Origin of the sequence: Streptomyces sp. NBC_00078, assembly GCF_026343335.1 — a bacterium.
In the GTDB taxonomy this organism is placed as follows: domain Bacteria; phylum Actinomycetota; class Actinomycetes; order Streptomycetales; family Streptomycetaceae; genus Streptomyces.
On sequence record NZ_JAPELX010000001.1, the window covers coordinates 1471858 to 1489634 of the forward strand.

Annotated in this window: 17 protein-coding genes; 8 read left to right on the forward strand and 9 right to left on the reverse strand. The window is 71.3% G+C overall.

Annotated features, from left to right (window positions below; all coding sequences use genetic code 11):
- Window positions 1-148 precede the first annotated feature (148 nt).
- Together OOK07_RS06810 and OOK07_RS06815 are read right to left on the reverse strand one after the other, a co-directional pair.
- Window positions 149-1567 (reverse strand): HEAT repeat domain-containing protein, encoded by a 1419-nt coding sequence (locus tag OOK07_RS06810; RefSeq protein WP_266795521.1) that lies wholly within the window; start codon window positions 1565-1567, stop codon window positions 149-151.
- Between the two features lie 301 nt (window positions 1568-1868).
- The gene (locus OOK07_RS06815; RefSeq protein WP_266795522.1) at window positions 1869-2261 is read right to left on the reverse strand and encodes an ankyrin repeat domain-containing protein; all 393 of its coding nucleotides are present in this window, start codon (window positions 2259-2261) and stop codon (window positions 1869-1871) included.
- Between the two features lie 260 nt (window positions 2262-2521).
- Here OOK07_RS06815 and OOK07_RS06820 point away from each other — a divergent pair, with 260 nt between their 5' ends.
- Complete coding sequence (locus OOK07_RS06820) at window positions 2522-2716, forward strand: hypothetical protein (RefSeq protein WP_266677874.1); 195 nt, start codon at window positions 2522-2524, stop codon at window positions 2714-2716.
- Between the two features lie 40 nt (window positions 2717-2756).
- A complete protein-coding gene (locus OOK07_RS06825) occupies window positions 2757-4409 on the forward strand; it encodes an ATP-binding protein (protein WP_266677876.1) in 1653 nt (550 codons plus the stop codon).
- A gap of 480 nt (window positions 4410-4889) precedes the next feature.
- Here the strand turns inward: OOK07_RS06825 and OOK07_RS06830 are convergent, their stop codons facing one another.
- The gene (locus tag OOK07_RS06830) at window positions 4890-6398 is read right to left on the reverse strand and encodes an SCO1417 family PLP biosynthesis transcription factor (RefSeq protein ID WP_266677878.1); all 1509 of its coding nucleotides are present in this window, start codon (window positions 6396-6398) and stop codon (window positions 4890-4892) included.
- A gap of 99 nt (window positions 6399-6497) precedes the next feature.
- Between OOK07_RS06830 and yczE the strand changes: the two genes are divergently transcribed.
- From yczE to OOK07_RS06850, 4 genes are all read left to right on the forward strand, one after another.
- On the forward strand, window positions 6498-7151 hold the full coding sequence (gene yczE, locus OOK07_RS06835) for a membrane protein YczE (RefSeq protein WP_266795525.1): 654 nt from the start codon (window positions 6498-6500) through the stop codon (window positions 7149-7151).
- On the forward strand, window positions 7148-7915 hold the full coding sequence (locus OOK07_RS06840; RefSeq protein WP_266795527.1) for a glycerophosphodiester phosphodiesterase family protein: 768 nt from the start codon (window positions 7148-7150) through the stop codon (window positions 7913-7915). The genes yczE and OOK07_RS06840 overlap by 4 nt, the downstream gene beginning before the upstream one ends.
- 64 nt (window positions 7916-7979) lie before the next feature.
- Window positions 7980-9314 (forward strand): MFS transporter, encoded by a 1335-nt coding sequence (locus tag OOK07_RS06845; RefSeq protein WP_266795529.1) that lies wholly within the window; start codon window positions 7980-7982, stop codon window positions 9312-9314.
- A gap of 267 nt (window positions 9315-9581) precedes the next feature.
- Entirely contained in the window at window positions 9582-9956 is a 375-nt protein-coding gene (locus tag OOK07_RS06850) for an RNA polymerase-binding protein RbpA (protein WP_003977404.1), read from the forward strand.
- A 189-nt stretch (window positions 9957-10145) separates the two neighbouring features.
- On the opposite strand, the gene fxsA is transcribed toward OOK07_RS06850, so the two are convergent.
- The 4 genes from fxsA to OOK07_RS06870 form a co-directional block, all read right to left on the reverse strand.
- Window positions 10146-10703, reverse strand: coding sequence for an FxsA family membrane protein (fxsA, locus tag OOK07_RS06855; protein ID WP_266795530.1), 558 nt, complete (start codon window positions 10701-10703; stop codon window positions 10146-10148).
- Between the two features lie 101 nt (window positions 10704-10804).
- Complete coding sequence (locus tag OOK07_RS06860; protein WP_266677893.1) at window positions 10805-11599, reverse strand: polyprenol monophosphomannose synthase; 795 nt, start codon at window positions 11597-11599, stop codon at window positions 10805-10807.
- Window positions 11600-12135: 536 nt separating this feature from the next.
- Window positions 12136-13749 (reverse strand): amidohydrolase, encoded by a 1614-nt coding sequence (locus OOK07_RS06865; RefSeq protein ID WP_266795532.1) that lies wholly within the window; start codon window positions 13747-13749, stop codon window positions 12136-12138.
- Window positions 13750-13796: 47 nt separating this feature from the next.
- On the reverse strand, window positions 13797-14237 hold the full coding sequence (locus tag OOK07_RS06870) for an Lrp/AsnC family transcriptional regulator (protein WP_004002750.1): 441 nt from the start codon (window positions 14235-14237) through the stop codon (window positions 13797-13799).
- 268 nt (window positions 14238-14505) lie between these two features.
- On the opposite strand from OOK07_RS06870, the gene OOK07_RS06875 reads away from it, so the two are divergent.
- The gene (locus tag OOK07_RS06875) at window positions 14506-14940 is read left to right on the forward strand and encodes a hypothetical protein (RefSeq protein ID WP_266677897.1); all 435 of its coding nucleotides are present in this window, start codon (window positions 14506-14508) and stop codon (window positions 14938-14940) included.
- Between the two features lie 21 nt (window positions 14941-14961).
- Here the strand turns inward: OOK07_RS06875 and OOK07_RS06880 are convergent, their stop codons facing one another.
- A complete protein-coding gene (locus OOK07_RS06880) occupies window positions 14962-16122 on the reverse strand; it encodes a phosphotransferase family protein (RefSeq protein WP_266795533.1) in 1161 nt (386 codons plus the stop codon).
- Window positions 16123-16261: 139 nt separating this feature from the next.
- On the opposite strand from OOK07_RS06880, the gene OOK07_RS43625 reads away from it, so the two are divergent.
- A complete protein-coding gene (locus tag OOK07_RS43625) occupies window positions 16262-16507 on the forward strand; it encodes a hypothetical protein (protein ID WP_405672710.1) in 246 nt (81 codons plus the stop codon).
- Here OOK07_RS43625 and OOK07_RS06885 read toward each other — a convergent pair.
- On the reverse strand, window positions 16470-17642 hold the full coding sequence (locus tag OOK07_RS06885; RefSeq protein WP_266677907.1) for an acyl-CoA dehydrogenase: 1173 nt from the start codon (window positions 17640-17642) through the stop codon (window positions 16470-16472). The genes OOK07_RS43625 and OOK07_RS06885 overlap by 38 nt on opposite strands.
- Between the last annotated feature and the right edge of the window lie 135 nt (window positions 17643-17777).

Here is a 17777-nt window from a genome sequence, read left to right on the forward strand (position 1 = left end):
GTGGATCTTTGCGAACGGTGAACGTCCCGTGAGCGTTCCCCTGCACACCCGAGCAGGTCAGGCCGTGTCCATGACCGCCTGACCCGCGGGTCATCCGCTGTTCATCCGGCAGCCGTGCCGCCACCTTGTGTACATCTGCGTGACCGGTTCAGACAGCGGGTCCCTCGGGTGCGATGCGGCTTCGTACGGCCGTCTGCACTTCGGCTTCCTCGGCCGGATCGGCGGCGAGCCGACGGAGCTGCTCGACGACCCGGGCGTCACCGGTTTCGGCATGCCGGGCGGCGATTTCGCGGGTGGTCTCCTCGCAGTCCCAGAGGCACTCGACGGCGAAGCCGGCGGGGAAGGAGGGATCGGTGGCCGCGAGGGCGCGGGCCGCCCGGCCGCGGAGATGGGAGGAGGCGGTCTCGCGGTAGATGTGGCGGAGCACGGGGGCGGCGCAGGCGATGCCCAGCCGGCCGGTGCCGTCCACGAGGGTCCACAGGGTCGGGGCGTCCGGCCCCTCGCCCCGTACGGCTTCGCGCAGCGCGCCGAGGACCAGGTCCTTGTCCTCCATGCCGCCCCGGCATGCGAGCATGCGGCCGGCGGCGGCGCCGAGGGGGTCGGGCCGGTGGGCCCAGCCGCGGGCCCGGTCGACGGCGGCGACATTGCGCATCCGTTCGAAGGCGTCGACGGCGGCCTCCGCGACGGCCGCCGAGCCGGTGACCACGGCGACCTCGATCAGGTCGAGGGCGTCCCGATCATTGCTGTCGGCCAGATAGCGAAGCGCTGTACAGCGGGCTCCGTCGGTGCCGTCCTTGGCGGCCTGCACGATCTCGGGCCGGTCCTCGGGGCCTGCGACGGCGGTGAGGCAGCGGGCGGCCGGGACGTGCAGCGCGGCGCCACGTTCGATGCCCTGCTGGGCCCATTCGAACACGGCCTGCACGCTCCACCCCGGACGGGGCCCGGATGGTCGCATCTGCCGCTGCCAGCGGTCGAAACAGCCGGTCTCCTGGGCGGCACGCACCCGCGTGGAGATCGATTCACGCGGATCCTCGGCCCACAGCCGCCACGGCCGGGGCTCGAAGGAGTCGCGGACCACGGCTGCCAGTTCGGCCTCGCCCTGGGCATCGGCGGCGAAGCGGGCCAGCACGGGCGCCGCGAGGGCCCGCAGGCCGGCGTCGTCGTCCCGCAGCGCCAGCTCGTCCAGGGCCCAGGCCCAGTTGGAGCCGGAGGCGGCGTAACGGCGCAGCAGTTCGAGCGCGTCCAGCCTGCCGTACGAGGCGAGGTGGCCGAGGACGGCCAGCGCAAGCCCGGTGCGGGACTCCTCGGTGTCGAAGACGTCCTCGACGTCGAAGAGGTGCGCCTCGATCTCGTCCAGCTCGCCGTTCAGGTCGAGGTAGAGACGGGCGTAGTAGAGGGAGCGGTTCTCCACCTGCCAGTCGTGGCGGGGATCACGCAGCACGCAGTGGTTCAGAGCCGCGAGCGCCTCGGAGCGCGGTGCGGTGAGTGCGTGCAGCGTGCCGTCGCCACGGCCCCTCTGGAGGAGGCCGAGCAGGGTTCCGCTGGGCGCTATGACCGGATCGAACATGGGAAACAGCCTCACATCAAGCGTCGACGCAACCGGGAACCGCGCACTACCTGGCCGCGTGACACAACGTCGGGGCGCCCGCCGTCTCTTGCTTGCTGTAGACCATTTTCCTCTGCCTCTCGTCGGTGGCCCATGCGGACCGCATCACGGCCCGCGCGGTGCGGCAACGCCTGCCCGGCCATCACGTCCGTGAATCACGACGTCATGATGACTCGGCACTTCGACCTGCCGCGACCGAAATTTCGGCGGCCCTGTACCGCCTCCCCCGTTTTCCGTGTTTTCGCTGGTCAGAACATTCGGATCAGTGTGCGCCGAACAACTCGAGCAGTTCCGTCTTGCCGAACATCCGTGCGGTGTCGACGGCCGACGGAGTCCCCTCGGAGGGGTCGGCGCCCCCCTCCAGAAGCACTCTGATCACTTCCGCCTCACCCTTGAAGACGGCCCCGGCGAGCGGGGTCTGGCCCCGGTCGTTGACCCGGCCGGCCTCCGCGCCACGGGCGAGCAGGGCGCGCACCGCCTCGGCGTGCCCGTGGTAGGCGGCGAGCATCACGAGCGAGTCGCCCCGGTCGTTGGTGAGGCCGGCCGGAACACCCGCATCCACGTACGCCACAAGCGCCTCGGTCTGTCCCTGCCGGGCCAGATCAAAGATCTTGGTCGCCAGCTCCACGACCTCGGGGTCGGGGGCTTCAGCCATCGGACGGACCGCCTCTCCATGCAACCGTTCAGGTGAATCGCAAGGGTACTGGCTCGCGCCGTACATGACCCGATCCGCCGGAGGTAAAGATCACCCCAGCCCCGACAGGACGCAGGAACCGCACGACACGCCCGAGACACACCACCATCCGAGGTAAATCCACCGAATTTCACCCAGTTGCACCTTTTGTAGTATGGATACATGCTGTGATCCTGGAAGTACTCATGGTGACTGTCCCCCGTGAAACCAGGAGAACTCAAATGATTCTGTCCATCTCAGGTGTCGTCCTGCTCGGCGTCATCGTCTTCCTCTTCTTCCGCAAGGACGGACTCAAGGCGTCACACGCCATGGTCTCGGCCCTGTTCGGCTTCTACCTCGCGAGCACGGCCATCGCCCCGAGCATCAAGGCCGGGGGCGAAAGCCTCGCGAGCCTCCTCGGCGGCATCAAGTTCTGACGCCGTTTCTCCCGTCCGTACGCACCAACAGGAGACAGCAGTGGCTCGGCGCCCCCTCCCCCGCATCCTGAGCACAGGCAGCGCACAGATCGCCAGAAGCCGGGATCTGGCCCGGACGGCGGCCGACAGCGCCACCGACGTCCTCCATCCGCTGATCACGCTCACCCGCGGACTGCGCCGGCTGGCTGCGGCCGGGCGGCGCAGATGGGCCGACACTCCCAAGGACAGACGCGGGCCGCTGCTGTTCCTGGTGGCCTCGGTGGTCCTGGTCGTGGCGCTGGTGCCGTACGGACCGCTGCTCGCCGCCGTCACCCTGATGGCGGCGGCAGCCTGGCAGGGCCGGGAGGGTCGCAAGCCGTCGAAGCCCGAAGGGCCCGACGAGTCCCAGACCGAGCGCCTGAAATCGCTGTACGAGGCCCTGGTCCCGTACTTCTCACTCGCGGGGGACCCCTCCCCCCTCTACGCCCACGGCGGCGAGTGGGAGAAGGCGTTCCCCGCGTACGAGTTCGACGGATCGGGCCGTGTCACCCACCTCGTGATCCGCTACCCGGCCTACTTCACGGACGGCGAGGCCGACTCCCGCACCCGGATCGAGCAGCTGCTGCACGCCAAGTCGGGCCGCGGCCGCGAATACCACTTCACCTGGGACGAGGAGGGCAACCGGCTCACCGTCACCGTCCTGTCCCCACTGCCCACCGACATCGCCGCCCAGCGATTCGTCACAACGCCGGGCGAGACGGTCCTCGGCTTCACCGACCCCACCCAGGTCCGGCGCACCCTTCCGCTGAGCTACGGCGAGGAACAGCGCGACGTCCCGCCGGTCGTCTGGCGCACCGGCGTCCGCTCCACCGAGCCGCACCTTCTGATCATGGGCCAGCCGGGCAGCGGCACCTCGACCCTGTTGCGCTCCATCGCCCTCCAGGCGCTGCAGCACGGCGACGTGGTGATCATCGAGGGCGGCCCCGGCGAGTACGCGTGCCTGACCGGCCGGGACGGCGTCCTGGCGATCGAGTGCGGGCTGGCCGGGGCGCTGGCGGCCCTGGAGTGGGCCGCCCACGAGACGGAGCGGCGCCTGATCGCCGCGAACCGCGCCCGCCAGGCCGGCCACCCGCCACCGGAGGACACCAAACGCCCCCTGTGGCTCCTCCTCGACCGCCCGAGCGCCTTCGCCCACCTGGCGGCCGCGGACGGCCGACAGGACCCGCAGTCCCTGCTCCAGGTCCCCCTCCGGCACGGCCGCGCGGCGAACGTGACGGTGGTGGTGGCCGACCAGCTGGACAACGCCGACGCGCTGAGCGATGCCGTACGACAGCACACACGCGCGCGTGTCGTTCTGGGTCCCGCCACGGCCGACCAGCTGGCAGGGGCCCTGGGCGCCCTCCCGGCCACGACGCCGGCCGCCGACGTGCCGCCCGGCCGCGGGTACGCCCGCCTGGGCGCGGGACCGGTGCACCGGCTTCAGGTTCCGTCAACCCCCGACCCGTACGACGACGCGACCAGCGACACGGACAGGAAGGCCGTGCTCGCACTGCTGCCGCCACGCACCACCCCGGCGGACGCGGAACCGGTCGAGGCGACGCCTGCCGAGACGAAGGCTGCCGCGGCGAAGGCTCTCGAAGCGGAGGCTGTCGAGGAGGAGCAGGCCGAGGCGGAACCGGTACCGGCGGACGCCGTGGTGGCGGAGGCACCGTAGGCCGCGGCGCTCCCGCGCTGCCGCGCCGGAGCAGGCCGAGGCGGAGCCGGTAACCGCAGAAACCGTGGTGGCGGAGCGCCGTGGGCTGCGGCACTGCGTCGCGACCACGACCGCCCAGGCCGCGGCGGCTATGGCGGCGGCACCTGGCAAACCGACAGCCCCGCCGGTTCGAACCGACGGCTCGACACCTGTCCAGCCAACAGCCCGACGGTCCGGCGCCCCGCCGGCCAAGCGACCCAGCCGCCCAGCCACCCGGCAGCCCGAAGGCCCGACCGTCCAGCAGCCCGGCGGCTATGCCACGAGCGCTCACGCCGCGACGGCTACGGCGGCCCGGCGGCTCGGCACCGGGCCAACGGCCCAGCGGTCCGGCGCTCCGCCGATCAAACGACCCAGCCACCCGGCAGCCCAAAGACCCGACCGTCCCACAGCCCGGAGGTCAGACCGTCCTGCCGTCCGGCGGCCCAGCAGCCAGCCCAGCAGCTACGCCACGAAGGTCCGCGGCGGTTCGCCGCCACCCGACGCGCCGTTCTCCACCAGCCGCGCCGCCGCGGCCAGCCGTACCGCCGCCTCATCCGCCACCGCGCCCCCCACGGTGAACGGCAGTCGCACATAGCCCTCGAAGGCGCCGTCGACCCCGAAGCGCGGCCCCGACGGCACGCGCAGTCCGACCCGCTCCCCCACCTCGGCGAGACGGGAACCCGACAGCCCTCCGGTGCGCACCCACAGCGTGAGCCCGCCCCTGGGCACCTCGAACTCCCAGTCGGGCAGTTCCCGCCGTACCGCGGCGACCAGCGCGTCCCGGTTCTCCCGGGCCTGCTCGCGCCGGATTTCCACGGCCTGCTCCCAGCCGCCCGTGCTGAACAGCCAGTTCACGGCAAGCTGCTCCAGCACCGGGGTGCCCAGATCGGCGTACGCGCGCGCGGCGACCAGGCTGCGGATAACATCCGGTGCCGCGCGGACCCAGCCGATGCGCATGCCCGCCCAGAAGGCCTTGCTGGCCGATCCGACGGTGATCACCGTGGACCCGGCGGGGTCGAAGGCGCACACCGGCCGCGGCATCGTTGCCTCGTCGAGGTCGTCGTCCAGCCACAGCGCGCTCATCGTCTCGTCGGCGATCAGCACCGTCCCCGCCGAGCGGGACGCCTCCACGAGTTGCCGTCGCTGGTCGTCGCCGGCGAGCGCACCGGTCGGGTTGTGGAAGTCGGCGACGATGTACGCGATCCGGGGCGCGGCGTCCCGCAGCACCTGCCGCCATCGGTCCAGGTCCCAGCCGGTCAGTCCCTCGGCCATCGCCACCGGCACCAGCCGCGCCCCCGCCTCCCGCATCAGCTGGAGGATGTTGGCGTACGACGGCGACTCGACGGCGATGCGCTCGCCGCGGCCCGCGAACAGGTGACAGATCGCGTCGATCGCGCCCATGGCCCCCGTGGTCACCATGATCTGCTCGGGCATCGTCGGGATTCCGCGCGCGGTGTACCGGTCGGCGATCATCGAGCGCAGCGCGGGCAGCCCGGCCGGATAGTCCCCGTGAGTGTGGGCGTACGGGGGCAGTTCCTCCAGGGCGCCCTGGACGGCGCGGGTCAGCCATGGCTCGGGCGCGGGAAGTGCCGCACAGCCCAGGTCGATCATCGACCCCAGGGCTTCCGGCGGAAGGGGCTCCAGGCCGCGCGCGGGGAGCGGATTACCGGCCGGTACGGCCGTCCAGCTGCCGGCACCGCGCCGGGACTCCAGGAATCCCTCGGTACGCAGCGCCTCGTAGGCCGCCGCGACCGTCGTACGGCTGACGGCCAGGGCCAGGGCCAGTTCACGCTCGGCGGGCAGCCGGGCGGCCACCGGGACACGGCCTTCCAGCACCAGCAGCCGGATACCGTCGGCCAGCGCGCGGTAAGCGGGCGGGCGGCGCGTGCCGGGGCCCGCCGGGCGGTTCTGCTGGGAACTGAGCAGCCGGGCGAGCTGCGCCGCACCCATCGCTGAGGTCCACTGCGCCATGGAAATCAGTCCACCTTCCCTGAATTGGCCATGGATGATGCTTGTATCCAAGCCACAGGGTGTCATGAGGCAGGCCACTACCACCACTGGGGGCACCACTTGTCCACGCAGAGCCGTCTCGGGCGACGGTTGATCCAGCTCTACACCGGCCTCGCGCTGTACGGCGCGAGCTCCGCGCTCCTCGTCGAGGCGGGCCTGGGCCTCGAGCCCTGGAACGTGCTGCACCAGGGTCTGGCCGAGCTCACCGGCCTGACGATCGGCGTCGAGTCGATCATCGTGGGCTCGGCGGTGCTGCTCCTGTGGATCCCCCTGCGTCAGCGCCCGGGTCTCGGCACGGTCTCCAACGTCTTCGTCGTCGGCCTCGCCATGGACGGCACCCTCGCCCTGGTGCCCAACGTGCACTCCCTGGCCGTCCGTATCCCGCTCCTGGTTGCCGGGATCCTGCTCAACGGCGTGGCGACCGGCCTCTACATCTCCGCACGCTTCGGCCCCGGCCCGCGCGACGGCCTGATGACCGGCCTGCACCGGCACACCGGCCGCTCGATCCGGCTGATGCGTACGGCGATCGAGGTGGCCGTCGTCGCGACCGGCTTCGCGCTCGGCGGCACCGTCGGCATCGGCACCGTCCTGTACGCGGTGTCGATCGGCCCGCTCGCCCAGTTCTTCCTGCGGATGTTCGACGTCCCGCCGGCATCCGACAGCAGCACAGTCGTTGCCGAAGGGCAACCGCAGGACGCGATACTGCGTCCGTGACCACGCGGATACGCCACCCCTATCTCGACCATCCCGGCCCGATCGCCTTCGCCCACCGGGGCGGGGCCGCGGACGGCCTGGAGAACACCGTGCTGCAGTTCCGGCGGGCGGTGGCAACGGGCTACCGCTACATCGAGACCGACGTCCACACGACGGCGGACGGCAAACTGGTCGCCTTCCACGACTCGACACTGGACCGGGTCACGGACGGCGCGGGGCGGATAGGCGATCTGCCGTGGCGGGACGTCAGCCGCGCGCGCGTGGCGGGCAAGGAGCCGGTGCCGCTGTTCGAAGAGCTGCTGGAGACCCTTCCCGAGGTGCGCTGGAACGTGGACCTCAAGGCGGAGGCCTCGCTGCACCCCTTCCTGGACCTGATCGAGCGCACGCACGCGTGGGACAGGATCTGCGTCGGCTCTTTCTCCGAGGCCCGCGTGCTGCGCGCCCAGCGGCTGGCCGGGCCGCGCCTGGCCACGTCGTACGGCACCCGGGGCGTCCTCAACCTCCGGCTGCGCTCCTGGGGCGTCCCTGCGGCGCTGCGCGCATCCGCGGTCGCGGCGCAGGTGCCCGAGTCCCAGTCCGGCATCCAGGTCGTCGACCACCGCTTCGTCCGCGCCGCCCACGCGCGCGGGCTGCAGGTGCACGTGTGGACCATCAACGAACCCGATCGCATGCACCGGCTCCTGGACCTGGGAGTGGATGGCATCATGACCGATCACATCGACACGTTGCGCAAGGTCATGGAAGAACGCGGCGTCTGGGCCTGAGCGCCCGGCGGCCCCCGCCCCCCGATCCTTGGCACGGCACTTCAGCGGGGAAGCGAGGGCACGGGTGAGCGCCGACACCGTGCGGACGGAAGCCATCGACCGGCAGCGCGAGCAACGCGGCTGGTACTTCTACGACTGGGCCTGCTCCGTCTACTCGACGAGCGTGCTCACCGTGTTCCTGGGCCCCTATCTGACGTCGGTGGCCAAGTCGGCGGCGGGCGCGGACGGGTTCGTGCACCCGCTGGGGATCCCGGTGCGGGCCGGTTCGTTCTTCGCGTACTGCGTCTCCGCGTCCGTGATCGTGTCGATCTTCGTCATGCCGCTGGTGGGTGCGGCCGCGGACCGCACCGGGCGGAAGAAGCCGATGCTCGCCGCCTGCGCCTACGTCGGGGCGGCGGCCACGACCGGCCTGTTCTTCCTGTCCGGGGACCGCTACCTGCTGGGCGGCCTTCTGCTGATCGTCGCCAACTCGGCCGTGGCGGTCTCGATGGTCGTCTACAACTCCTACCTCCCCCAGATCGCACCGCCCGAGGACCGCGACCGGGTCTCGTCCCGGGGCTGGGCCTTCGGCTACGCGGCCGGCTCGTCGATGCTGATCGTGAACCTCGTCCTGTTCACGGCGCACGACTCCTTCGGGGTCTCCGAGTCGACGGCCGTCCGCATCTGTCTGGCCTCCGCGGGACTGTGGTGGGGCGCCTTCACCCTCGTCCCGCTGAAGCGGCTGCGCGACCGCCGCACGACATCCACGGCGCCCACGGTCCACGGATGGCGGCAGCTGGCAGCCACCCTCCGGAACATGCGGGGCAAGCCGCTCACCCTGGCTTTCCTCCTGGCCTACCTCATCTACAACGACGGCATCCAGACGGTGATCTCGCAGGCGTCGGTGTACGGCTCCGAGGAACTGGGCCTGAGCCAGTCCACGCTCATCACGGCGGTCCTGATGGTCCAGGTCCTGGCGGTGGCGGGCGCACTGGGGATGGGCCGACTCGCCCGGACGTACGGAGCCAAGCGCACGATCCTCGGCTCACTGGCGGCCTGGACGCTGATTCTGGCCGCCGGGTACTTCCTGCCGGCCGGCGCGCCGGTGTGGTTCTTCGTCCTGGCTTCCGGCATCGGCCTCGTCCTGGGCGGCAGCCAGGCCCTGTCCCGATCCCTCTTCTCCCATCTCGTCCCACCCGGCCAAGAGGCCGAGTACTTCTCGGCGTACGAGATGAGCGACCGGGGTATGAGCTGGCTCGGCCCGCTTCTGTTCGGGATCACCTACCAGCTGACGGGGAGCTACCGCGACGCGATCATCTCGCTCGTGGCCTTCTTCGTCATCGGATTCGCCCTGCTCGCGAGGGTTCCGGTGCGGCAGGCGATCTTGGAGGCGGGCAACCCGATTCCGAAGAGGATTTAGCATCCGAGGCGAAAGGGCTGTAGTGTACGCGTTTGGCCTGCCAGGCGTACCGTTACTGCGCGTCAAAGATGACGAAACGCTGGGTGACATCTGCTTGCAGATGTGACAAACCGGGCGACGGTGGGTACAACAAGGGGCGGCTACGACGGCGACGCATGACCCGGAACGGGACACGGAACGGGAATCTTTACCGCCGACCGGACGTTGACCGGATGACGACGACAGCGACACCTGTCCTGTGGGCGACAAGCCCGGGAGGCACGATTCATGAGTGAGCGAGCTCTTCGCGGCACGCGCCTCGTGGTGACCAGCTACGAGACTGACCGCGGTATCGACCTGGCTCCGCGCCAGGCCGTGGAGTACGCATGCGAGAAGGGCCATCGCTTCGAGATGCCCTTCTCGGTCGAGGCGGAGATCCCGCCGGAGTGGGAGTGCAAGGTCTGCGGGGCTCAGGCACTCCTCGTTGACGGCGACGGCCCTGAGGAAAAGAAGGCCAAGCCCGCGCGTACACATTGGGACATGCTGATGGAGCGGCGCACCCGCGAGGAACTCGAAGAGGTCCTCGAGGAGCGCCTGGCCGTTCTCCGTTCGGGCGCGATGAACATCGCGGTCCACCCGCGGGACAGCCGCAAGTCGGCTTAGTCCCCGCCGGGGTCGAACGGACCAACAAGCACACGAGCAAGTGACTGCGGGCGCCTACGTGAATTCACGTAGGCGCCCGCAGTCGTGCGTCCACTACGTCGTGCGTCCACTACGTCGTGCGCCCGGTACGTCGCGTGTCCGGTGCTCGACCGTGCTCCGCAGCCCGCCGCCCCACGGTGTGCTCACCGATCACCGGGTCAGCGGCGGCCGCGGCTCCTGCGGGGTGTCGTCACCCGGCTCGTCGTGGATGACCTCGCCCTGGACGACCTTGCCGTCGGGGCGGTGGATACGGGCCTGCTGGAAGGCGTCCGTGAAGCCGCCCGCGCCGGCCTCGCGCAGCTTGCGGTCGAGGGTGCGCTCGGTGAGGCGGCTCAGAGCCTTCTGGACGGGCGGGATCAGCAGGAGCAGGCCCACCGCGTCCGAGATCAGGCCCGGGATCATCAGGAGCAGGCCGCCGAGCATCAGCAGGCCGTTGCCCCCGCTCTGCTGTGGGGTGCCGCCGCGCTGCAGCGCCTCGTTGAGGTTCTGGAAGGCGCGTCGGCCCGCCTTCTTGATCACCGCCGCGCCGAGCACGAAGCCCGCGAGCAGCAGCAGGAACACGATGAACCCGCTCGACGCACCCGCGACCACGGTCAGCAGCCAGATCTCCAGCACCAGCCAGGCCGCGACGCCGAGCGGCAGGAACGTCCGCAGCCGGGAGCGGCGGGGCCGGGCGGGGTAGGTGGGGGTCGGAGCACCAGTCGTCATGCGTCCAGTGTGCCTGGGCCCGGCTCAGCTCGGGATAAGTGAATGATCAACGGGGCCTGTGAAGCCGCACGCGAGGCCTGTGCGGGCGGACGAGACGGCCGTCAGGACTTCTTGACGCGGCCCGTGACCCTGCCGAGCCGCTCCCCCACGCCCCACGCCGTGACCCGCCACAGGGCCTCCACGAGGATGTCGCGGCTCATCTTGGAGTCGCCGAGTTCGCGCTCGACGAAGGTGATGGGCACCTCGACGACGTGATAGCCGGCCTTGACCGCGCGGCGGGCGAGGTCGACCTGGAAGCAGTAGCCCTGGGAGGCGACCTCGTCCAGGCCGAGACCTTCGAGAGTCTCGGCCCTGAAGGCGCGGTAGCCGCCGGTGATGTCCTTCAGGGGCAGGTCGAGAGCGAGACGGGAGTAGAGGCTGCCGCCGCGAGAGATGGCCTCGCGGCTTTTGGGCCAGTTCACGACCCTGCCGCCGGGCACCCAGCGCGAGCCGAGCACCAGGTCGGCACTCTTGAGCGCGGTGAGCAGCCGGGGCAGTTCCTCAGGCTGGTGGGAGCCGTCGGCGTCCATCTCGACGAGTACGCCGTAGCCCTTTCCCAGGCCCCAGCGGAAGCCCGCGAGGTAGGCGGCGCCGAGGCCCTCCTTGCCCTTGCGGTGCAGGACCTGGACGTGGTCGTCCTCGACGGCGAGTTCGTCGGCGAGCTTGCCGGTGCCGTCGGGGCTGTTGTCGTCGGCCACGAGGACGTGCGCCTCGGGGACGGCCTTGCGTACCCGGCCGACGATGGACTTGATGTTCTCCGCCTCGTTGTAGGTCGGAATGATCACCAAGGCCGTGCCGAGCGGGCCGAACTGCCTCCCCTGGGCCTTTGCCGAGAGGGTCCCGTCGCCGTCGTTCACTACTGCCCCTTCATGTCCGTCCACAGACATCCACCATAGTGGCCGCGGCCTGCAATGACGCGACAGCACGTTCGTATGGCGGTGTCGATTCCACAAGAGCGGGGTAAGAGCGTGTTTTCGGGCACTTTGGCGAACTACGGATGGGGGCCCGGCGCCCTTCGGGCCGACCTGGGACCCGCTGGCTGCGGATCGACCGAAAGCCGTTGTCTACTGAGCGTCCGGGCCCCACCCGGGTCGCACCTCCCCGACCGGCCGGAACGTTCCCTCGTCGCGGCGCGGACGCTGAGCCTGGCTCCCAGTGGCGGTGCCCCGGTGCGGCACACCGTCCTGACGCAGCGGCGCCGCGACGAGTGCGCGGAAGTTCCCCGGTCGGGCGTCCGGTGGTGGACTCGGCCGAACCTACCGGCCCCCTGCCATCGGCTGTCAACAGCCGTTTGACCTGCGGTTCTTTCGACAATGCCCTGGTCAGGGCAGAGGATACGCAGGTCGCGCGACGCGGTGGCGGGCGACGATCGGCGCCGCGCCACCCCGGGAGATCACTCGCCCGGCCCTACGAACACCGTCCGCCCGCCCACCACGGTGCGCAGGCATACGGGCAGGTCGCGGCCCGGGGTGAGGTCGGGCAGGCCGGGGGTGCCGGAGCGGGGGTCGGTGGACCAGCGGGCGACCCGGTCGTCCGGGGCCTGGACCACGAGTTCGTCGGTGCGCCACACGGCGTAGTCGGCGGGTGCGCCCGGCGCCAGGACACCCGCGTCGTCCCGGCCGATCGCCCGCCACCCCCCGCGCGTATGGGCCGTGAACGCGGCACGCACGGACACGCCATGCCCGGGCGTGCGGTGGAAGGCGGCGGCGCGGACCGTGCCCCACGGGTCGAGGGGCGTGACCGGGCTGTCGGAACCGAAGGCGAGCGGGACGCCGGCCCTGAGCAGGGCCGCGAACGGGTTCAGGGTGCGGGCCCGGTCGGCGCCCAGGCGCTGGGCGTACATACCGTCCTCGCCGCCCCACAGCGCGTCGAAGGCAGGCTGGACGGAGGCCGTCAGGCCCAGCTCCGCGAAGGCCGCGATCGTCTCCGGGGTGAGCATCTCGGCGTGTTCGACGCGGTGGCGGGCGGCGCGCACGCGGGCCAGGCCCACCTTCTCGGCTGCGGCACGCACGCCCTCGACCACCGCGGTCACGGCAGCGTCGCCGATCGCGTGGAAGCCCGCCTGGAGGCCCGCCTCGGTGCACGCCGTGACGTGCGCGGCGACGGCGCCGGCATCGAGGTAGGCGGTGCCGCAGTGGCCGGCGTGGCTGTAGGGCGTGTGCAGGCACGCGGTGTGCGAGCCGAGCGCGCCGTCGACGAAGAGGTCCCCGGCGGCGCCGAGCGCGCCCAGCTCGCGCACCTTGTCCACGTCCTGCTCGGCCCAGTACCCGATGACCCGAGGGCCCGGCACCACTGCGGCCAGGCGCAGGAGATCCGTGAAGTCGCCCTCCGAGGAGATGTCCGGCCCGGCGCACTCGTGGACCGAGCCGATGCCGAGGGACGCGGCGTGCGCGAGGGCGGTGCGCTGGGCCTCGGCGCGCTGGGCCGGCGTCACGGCTGCGAACGCGGCGGCGCGTACGGCGTGATGGGCGCCGGCGGTCAGCGGGGCGTCCGGTGCGCCGGGCCCCGTGCCGGATGCGGGGACCATGTCGAGCAGGGCCGTGGTGACGACCGCCGAGTGGACGTCGATGCGGGAGAGGTAGAGCGGGCGGCCTTGGGTGGCCTCGTCCAGTTCCGTGCGCGTCGGGGGGCGGCCGCCGGGCCAGCGGGCGGCGTCCCAGCCGTGACCGAGCAGCACCTTGTCCTGCGGGCGGGCCGTGGCGAAGTCCCGTACGAGGGCTAGGGCCGCCTCCAGGGAGGGCGCGTCGGAGAGGTCGAGGCCGGTGAGCGTGAGGCCGGTGGAGGTGGTGTGCACATGGGCGTCGGTGAACGCGGGGGTGACGAGGGCGCCGTCCAGGTCGACCACCTCGTCGACGCCGTCCGCGAAGGCGTCGGCGGCGCCCTCGGAGCCGACCCAGGCGACCTGGCCGCGCTCCACGACCATCGCGGTCGCGAAGGGATCGGCGGGGCTGTGGACCTCTCCGCGGCGGAGCAGGACGGTCTTCGGGCCGGGGGTGCGCTCACTCATGGGGAACAGTCTCGCGCCTCACCGAGGCCGGCCTGCACGCAGGTATGTCAGATCCGCGGTGGCCGGGCCTCGTACGGTGTCGACAGGACCACCGTCGTCCGCGTGGAGACGCCGGCCAGGCTGCGCAGTCGCGCCAGCAGCTCCTCCAGTTCGTGCGGGGTCGCCACGCGCACCTTGAGGATGTAGTTCTCGTCGCCCGCGACGCTGTGGCAGGCCTCGATCTCCGGCACTCCGGCCAGGCGGTCCGCGATGTCGTCGGGGGCGCTGGGGTCGAACGGTTTGACCGAGATGAACGCGGTCATCGGCAGACCAACGGCCTCGGGGTCGACCACCGCGGCATAGCCGCGGATGACGCCACGCTGTTCCAGCCGGCGCACCCGCTGGTGCACGGCCGACGTGGACAGGCCCGTGGCCTTGCCCAGGTCTGTGTAGCTCATCCGCCCGTCCTTGACGAGCAGCTGCACGATTTGACGGTCCAGCTCCTCCATGGCGCAAGAACCTACAGTGCTCCTGATCTCCTCGGATACCTGAGCAGCCCAGGTCATACCCGGTTTGTGATGTGGCCGGGAGCGGCCCGTGTGCCGTCCGGGGGACAAAACGCGCACCATCGGCATCTGCGGGCGGCATGTGACGAACACCACACCAGTCGAGACGCCTCCGTGATGGTCCCGTGATTACCGCCATGAGCGGGCGGGAAGTGCTTGCTGTGGTCGAGGCCGCAGCGCCTTACGGCCCAGCCCGAGGGGGAGTTAATCCATGCAGAGTCTTAAGCGCCCTGGTCGTACCGTGCCCAAGCGGCTCCAGGCAGTTGTCGAACCCGAGCCGGAGGGTGTCGAACCCGACGCCTTCGATGACGAATTCGACGCGTACGACACCTTCGAGATGTACCGGGTGATCTGCCCGGACTGCGTGCAGCCCATCGCCCTGCTCGCGGACGAGGAGGTCCTTCCGGAGCACGCGCTGTGTGCCTCGCCGTGGAACCCGTTCGGCCTCACGGTCTGCGACGGCACCGGCCGCAGGGCGGCCGAGGCCCGGTCCGCGGACGAGTCGGCCGAGCCCCAGGAGCAGGACACCGCGCTGCTGTTGACACTTCCTCAGGGGCTCGACTGGCGAACGCAGCCGTTCTCGCACGTCGGCGGCCCGGGCTCGCGCCCGATCAGGGTCCCCGTCATACGGCGCCACGCCGCCTGAGCAGCCTTCATCCGGTTCGGTTCAAGGCCTCGCCCGATCCCAGTAACTGCCCTGCACCATGGCCCGCAGGCTGCCGTGGTGCAGGATCAGTGTGTCCGGATCCGGCGGGACGGCGGCCTCGCCGAAGTGCACCTGCCGGTAGGCGACACGCAGCATGACGACCGCGTGCCGCAGGGCGGCGTACAGGGTGTGGAAGTCCATGTCGCGCGGTGTGTGGCCGGTGAGTTCGGCATAGCGTGCCTCGACCCGGTCGCGGCGCAGGAAGTCCGGCAGGCCGGGCTGTCCGAAGGTGACCGTCAGGTCGTGGAAGAAGCGGTGCAGATACACGGTCCAGCCGAGGTCGACCTCGCGCGGGGCCAGGGCCGCCATCTCCCAGTCGAGGACGGCCGCGGGTTCGAAACCCTCGTAGACGACGTTCCCGATGCGTGCGTCGCCCCAGGTGAGGACCGGAGCGCCCGGGTCGCGGGGCCAGAGCTCCTCCAGCCGGTCGAAGGCGGCCTCGATGAGGGGTGAGCGGGCGCGTCCGTCGACGACCCAGTCGTAGTAGGCGCGTTGGGCGGTGACATGGCGGCGCAGGGCGTCGCCCTCGCCCGGCAGCGCGAGGAACTCGGCCTCCTCCGGCGGTACTTGGTCGTGCAGTCGGGCCAGGATCCCGACCGAGGCCGCCTCCAGGTGCTCGCGCTCGGCGTCGCTCGCCGCGTGCAGCCAGTTGCCCTCGTAGGTGTAGGGCATCACGTCGGGCGGCACGCGCCCCTCGACTCGCTCCATCACGAAGAACGGCGCTCCGAGCGGGCCGGGGTCCTCTTCCAGCCACAGCACCTTCGGCACGGGCAGGTCCGAGTGCAACTCGTCGTCCGACACCAGCCGCAGCCGGCGCAGCGGCTCCTCGGCCTCGATCCTGAGCGGGCCGACGGCGAGCCGCATGCGGTCGTCGCCGAGGGCGTCGGAGGCTCGCACGGCGTGCAGTGTGTCCCCGGTCCGCAGGGTCGCGTACGCGTCGATCACGCCGACGTTGGGATAGACACCGAGGCCCACGATGAGCAGCGCGCGCCCCTCGTGGTCGAGGACGTGGAAGATGCATCGGTCGTAGGCGTTCCGGTCCCCGGTCGCCAGGTGCTTCATGGACAGGGGGACCTGGTGCACGGGGTACTCGTCGAGCGGTACGGGGCGGTCGTCAGCCACGCCGAACCTCCCTGGAGACGGCTGGGCTGACGGTACGTCAGACAACTGGCGGTGGCCAGAGAGGGAGTGGGACGTGCGCGAACTCACGGTCGATTTCGCGGGTGGGTGACCTGTCCGCCTAGCTCCGCGTTGCCCTGGTATGACCCCCACCTACATCGCGCTTGGGCGTCAGCGCCGCGCGTTCGTCCCGCCGCCCGCAGGAACGGTTCCGCCTGCGCCGCAGCTCCAGGACCCGCCGATCTACCGCGATCTGCTGCGCACCTGGGCCGACCGGGGCCGCACCCTGCCGGGCCGCCACGACCCGGAGTGGGTCAGGCTGGCGGCCCCGCAGGTCGCACCGGGACAGTTCAGCGGGTTTCAGGACCCGCGAGGTGACGGGCGATGACCATCCGCTGAATCTGGTTGGTGCCCTCGACGATCTGCAGGACCTTGGCCTCGCGCATATGGCGCTCGACCGGGAAGTCCGCGGTGTAGCCGTATCCGCCGAGGACCTGGACGGCGTCCGTGGTGACCTTCATCGCGGTGTCCGTGCAGTGCAGCTTGGCCATGGCCGCCTGCTTGGCGAACGGCCTCCCCGCGTCACGCAGCCGCGCCGCCGCCAGATACAGCGCCCGGCCCGCCTCGATCTGCGTCGCCATGTCGGCGAGCATGAAGCGCAGCCCCTGGAAGTCGGCGATGGGCCGCCCGAACTGCTGCCGACCGGTGGCGTACGCGACCGCCTCGTCGAGTGCCGACTGGGCGAGGCCGATCGCGCAGGCCGCGATGCCGAGCCGGCCGGAGTCGAGCGCGGACAGGGCGATCGCGAAGCCCTGGCCCTCCTCGCCGATGCGCCGCTCGTCCGGCACCCGCACACCGTCGAAGTGCACCTGCGCGGTCGGTGAGCCCTTCATGCCCATCTTCTTCTCGGGCACCGCCCCGCTCAGCCCCTCGGCGTCCCCGGGGACCAGGAAGGCGGTGATTCCACGGGGGCCCTCCTCGCCGGTACGGGCCATGACCGTGTAGAAGTCGGCGATGCCGCCGTGCGTGATCCAGGCCTTGGTGCCGGTGATCACCCAGTCCCCGCCCTCGCGGACAGCCTTCGTCCGCAGGGACGCGGCGTCGGATCCGGAGGACGGCTCGGACAGGCAGTAGGCGCCCAGCAGGCCGCCGCCCAGCATCGCGGGCAGGTGCTCGACCTGCTGCTGCTTGGATCCGTAGGCGGCGAGCGCGTACGAGGCGAGGGTGTGCACGCTGACGCCGAGGCCCACGGTGAGGCGGGCCGCCGCGAGCTCTTCGAGGACCTGGAGGTAGACCTCGTAGGGCTGGTCACCACCGCCGTACTCGGAGTCGTACGGCAGGCCGAGCAGGCCGGCCTCCGAGAGCAGCGTGAAGACCTCGCGAGGGAAGCGTCCGGCGTCCTCCTCCTCGGCCGCCTTCGGCGCGATCTCCCGCTGGGCGATGTCACGGACGAGCGAGATCAGATCCCGGGCCTCGTCTGTAGGCAGTTGACGGTCCACCGGCTGCGCGGCGCGGTCGGGCATGGCGACGCTCTCCTCCCTGTTCGGGCACATCGGCGATGCGCGCCCTGGGTGGGGGCGGCTCCGCCGGGTCGTACCGACACCTGGCCGACGCTCGCTCTCCCGGGTCTCGGAAGCTGCTGACCAGCGGCTGTGCGC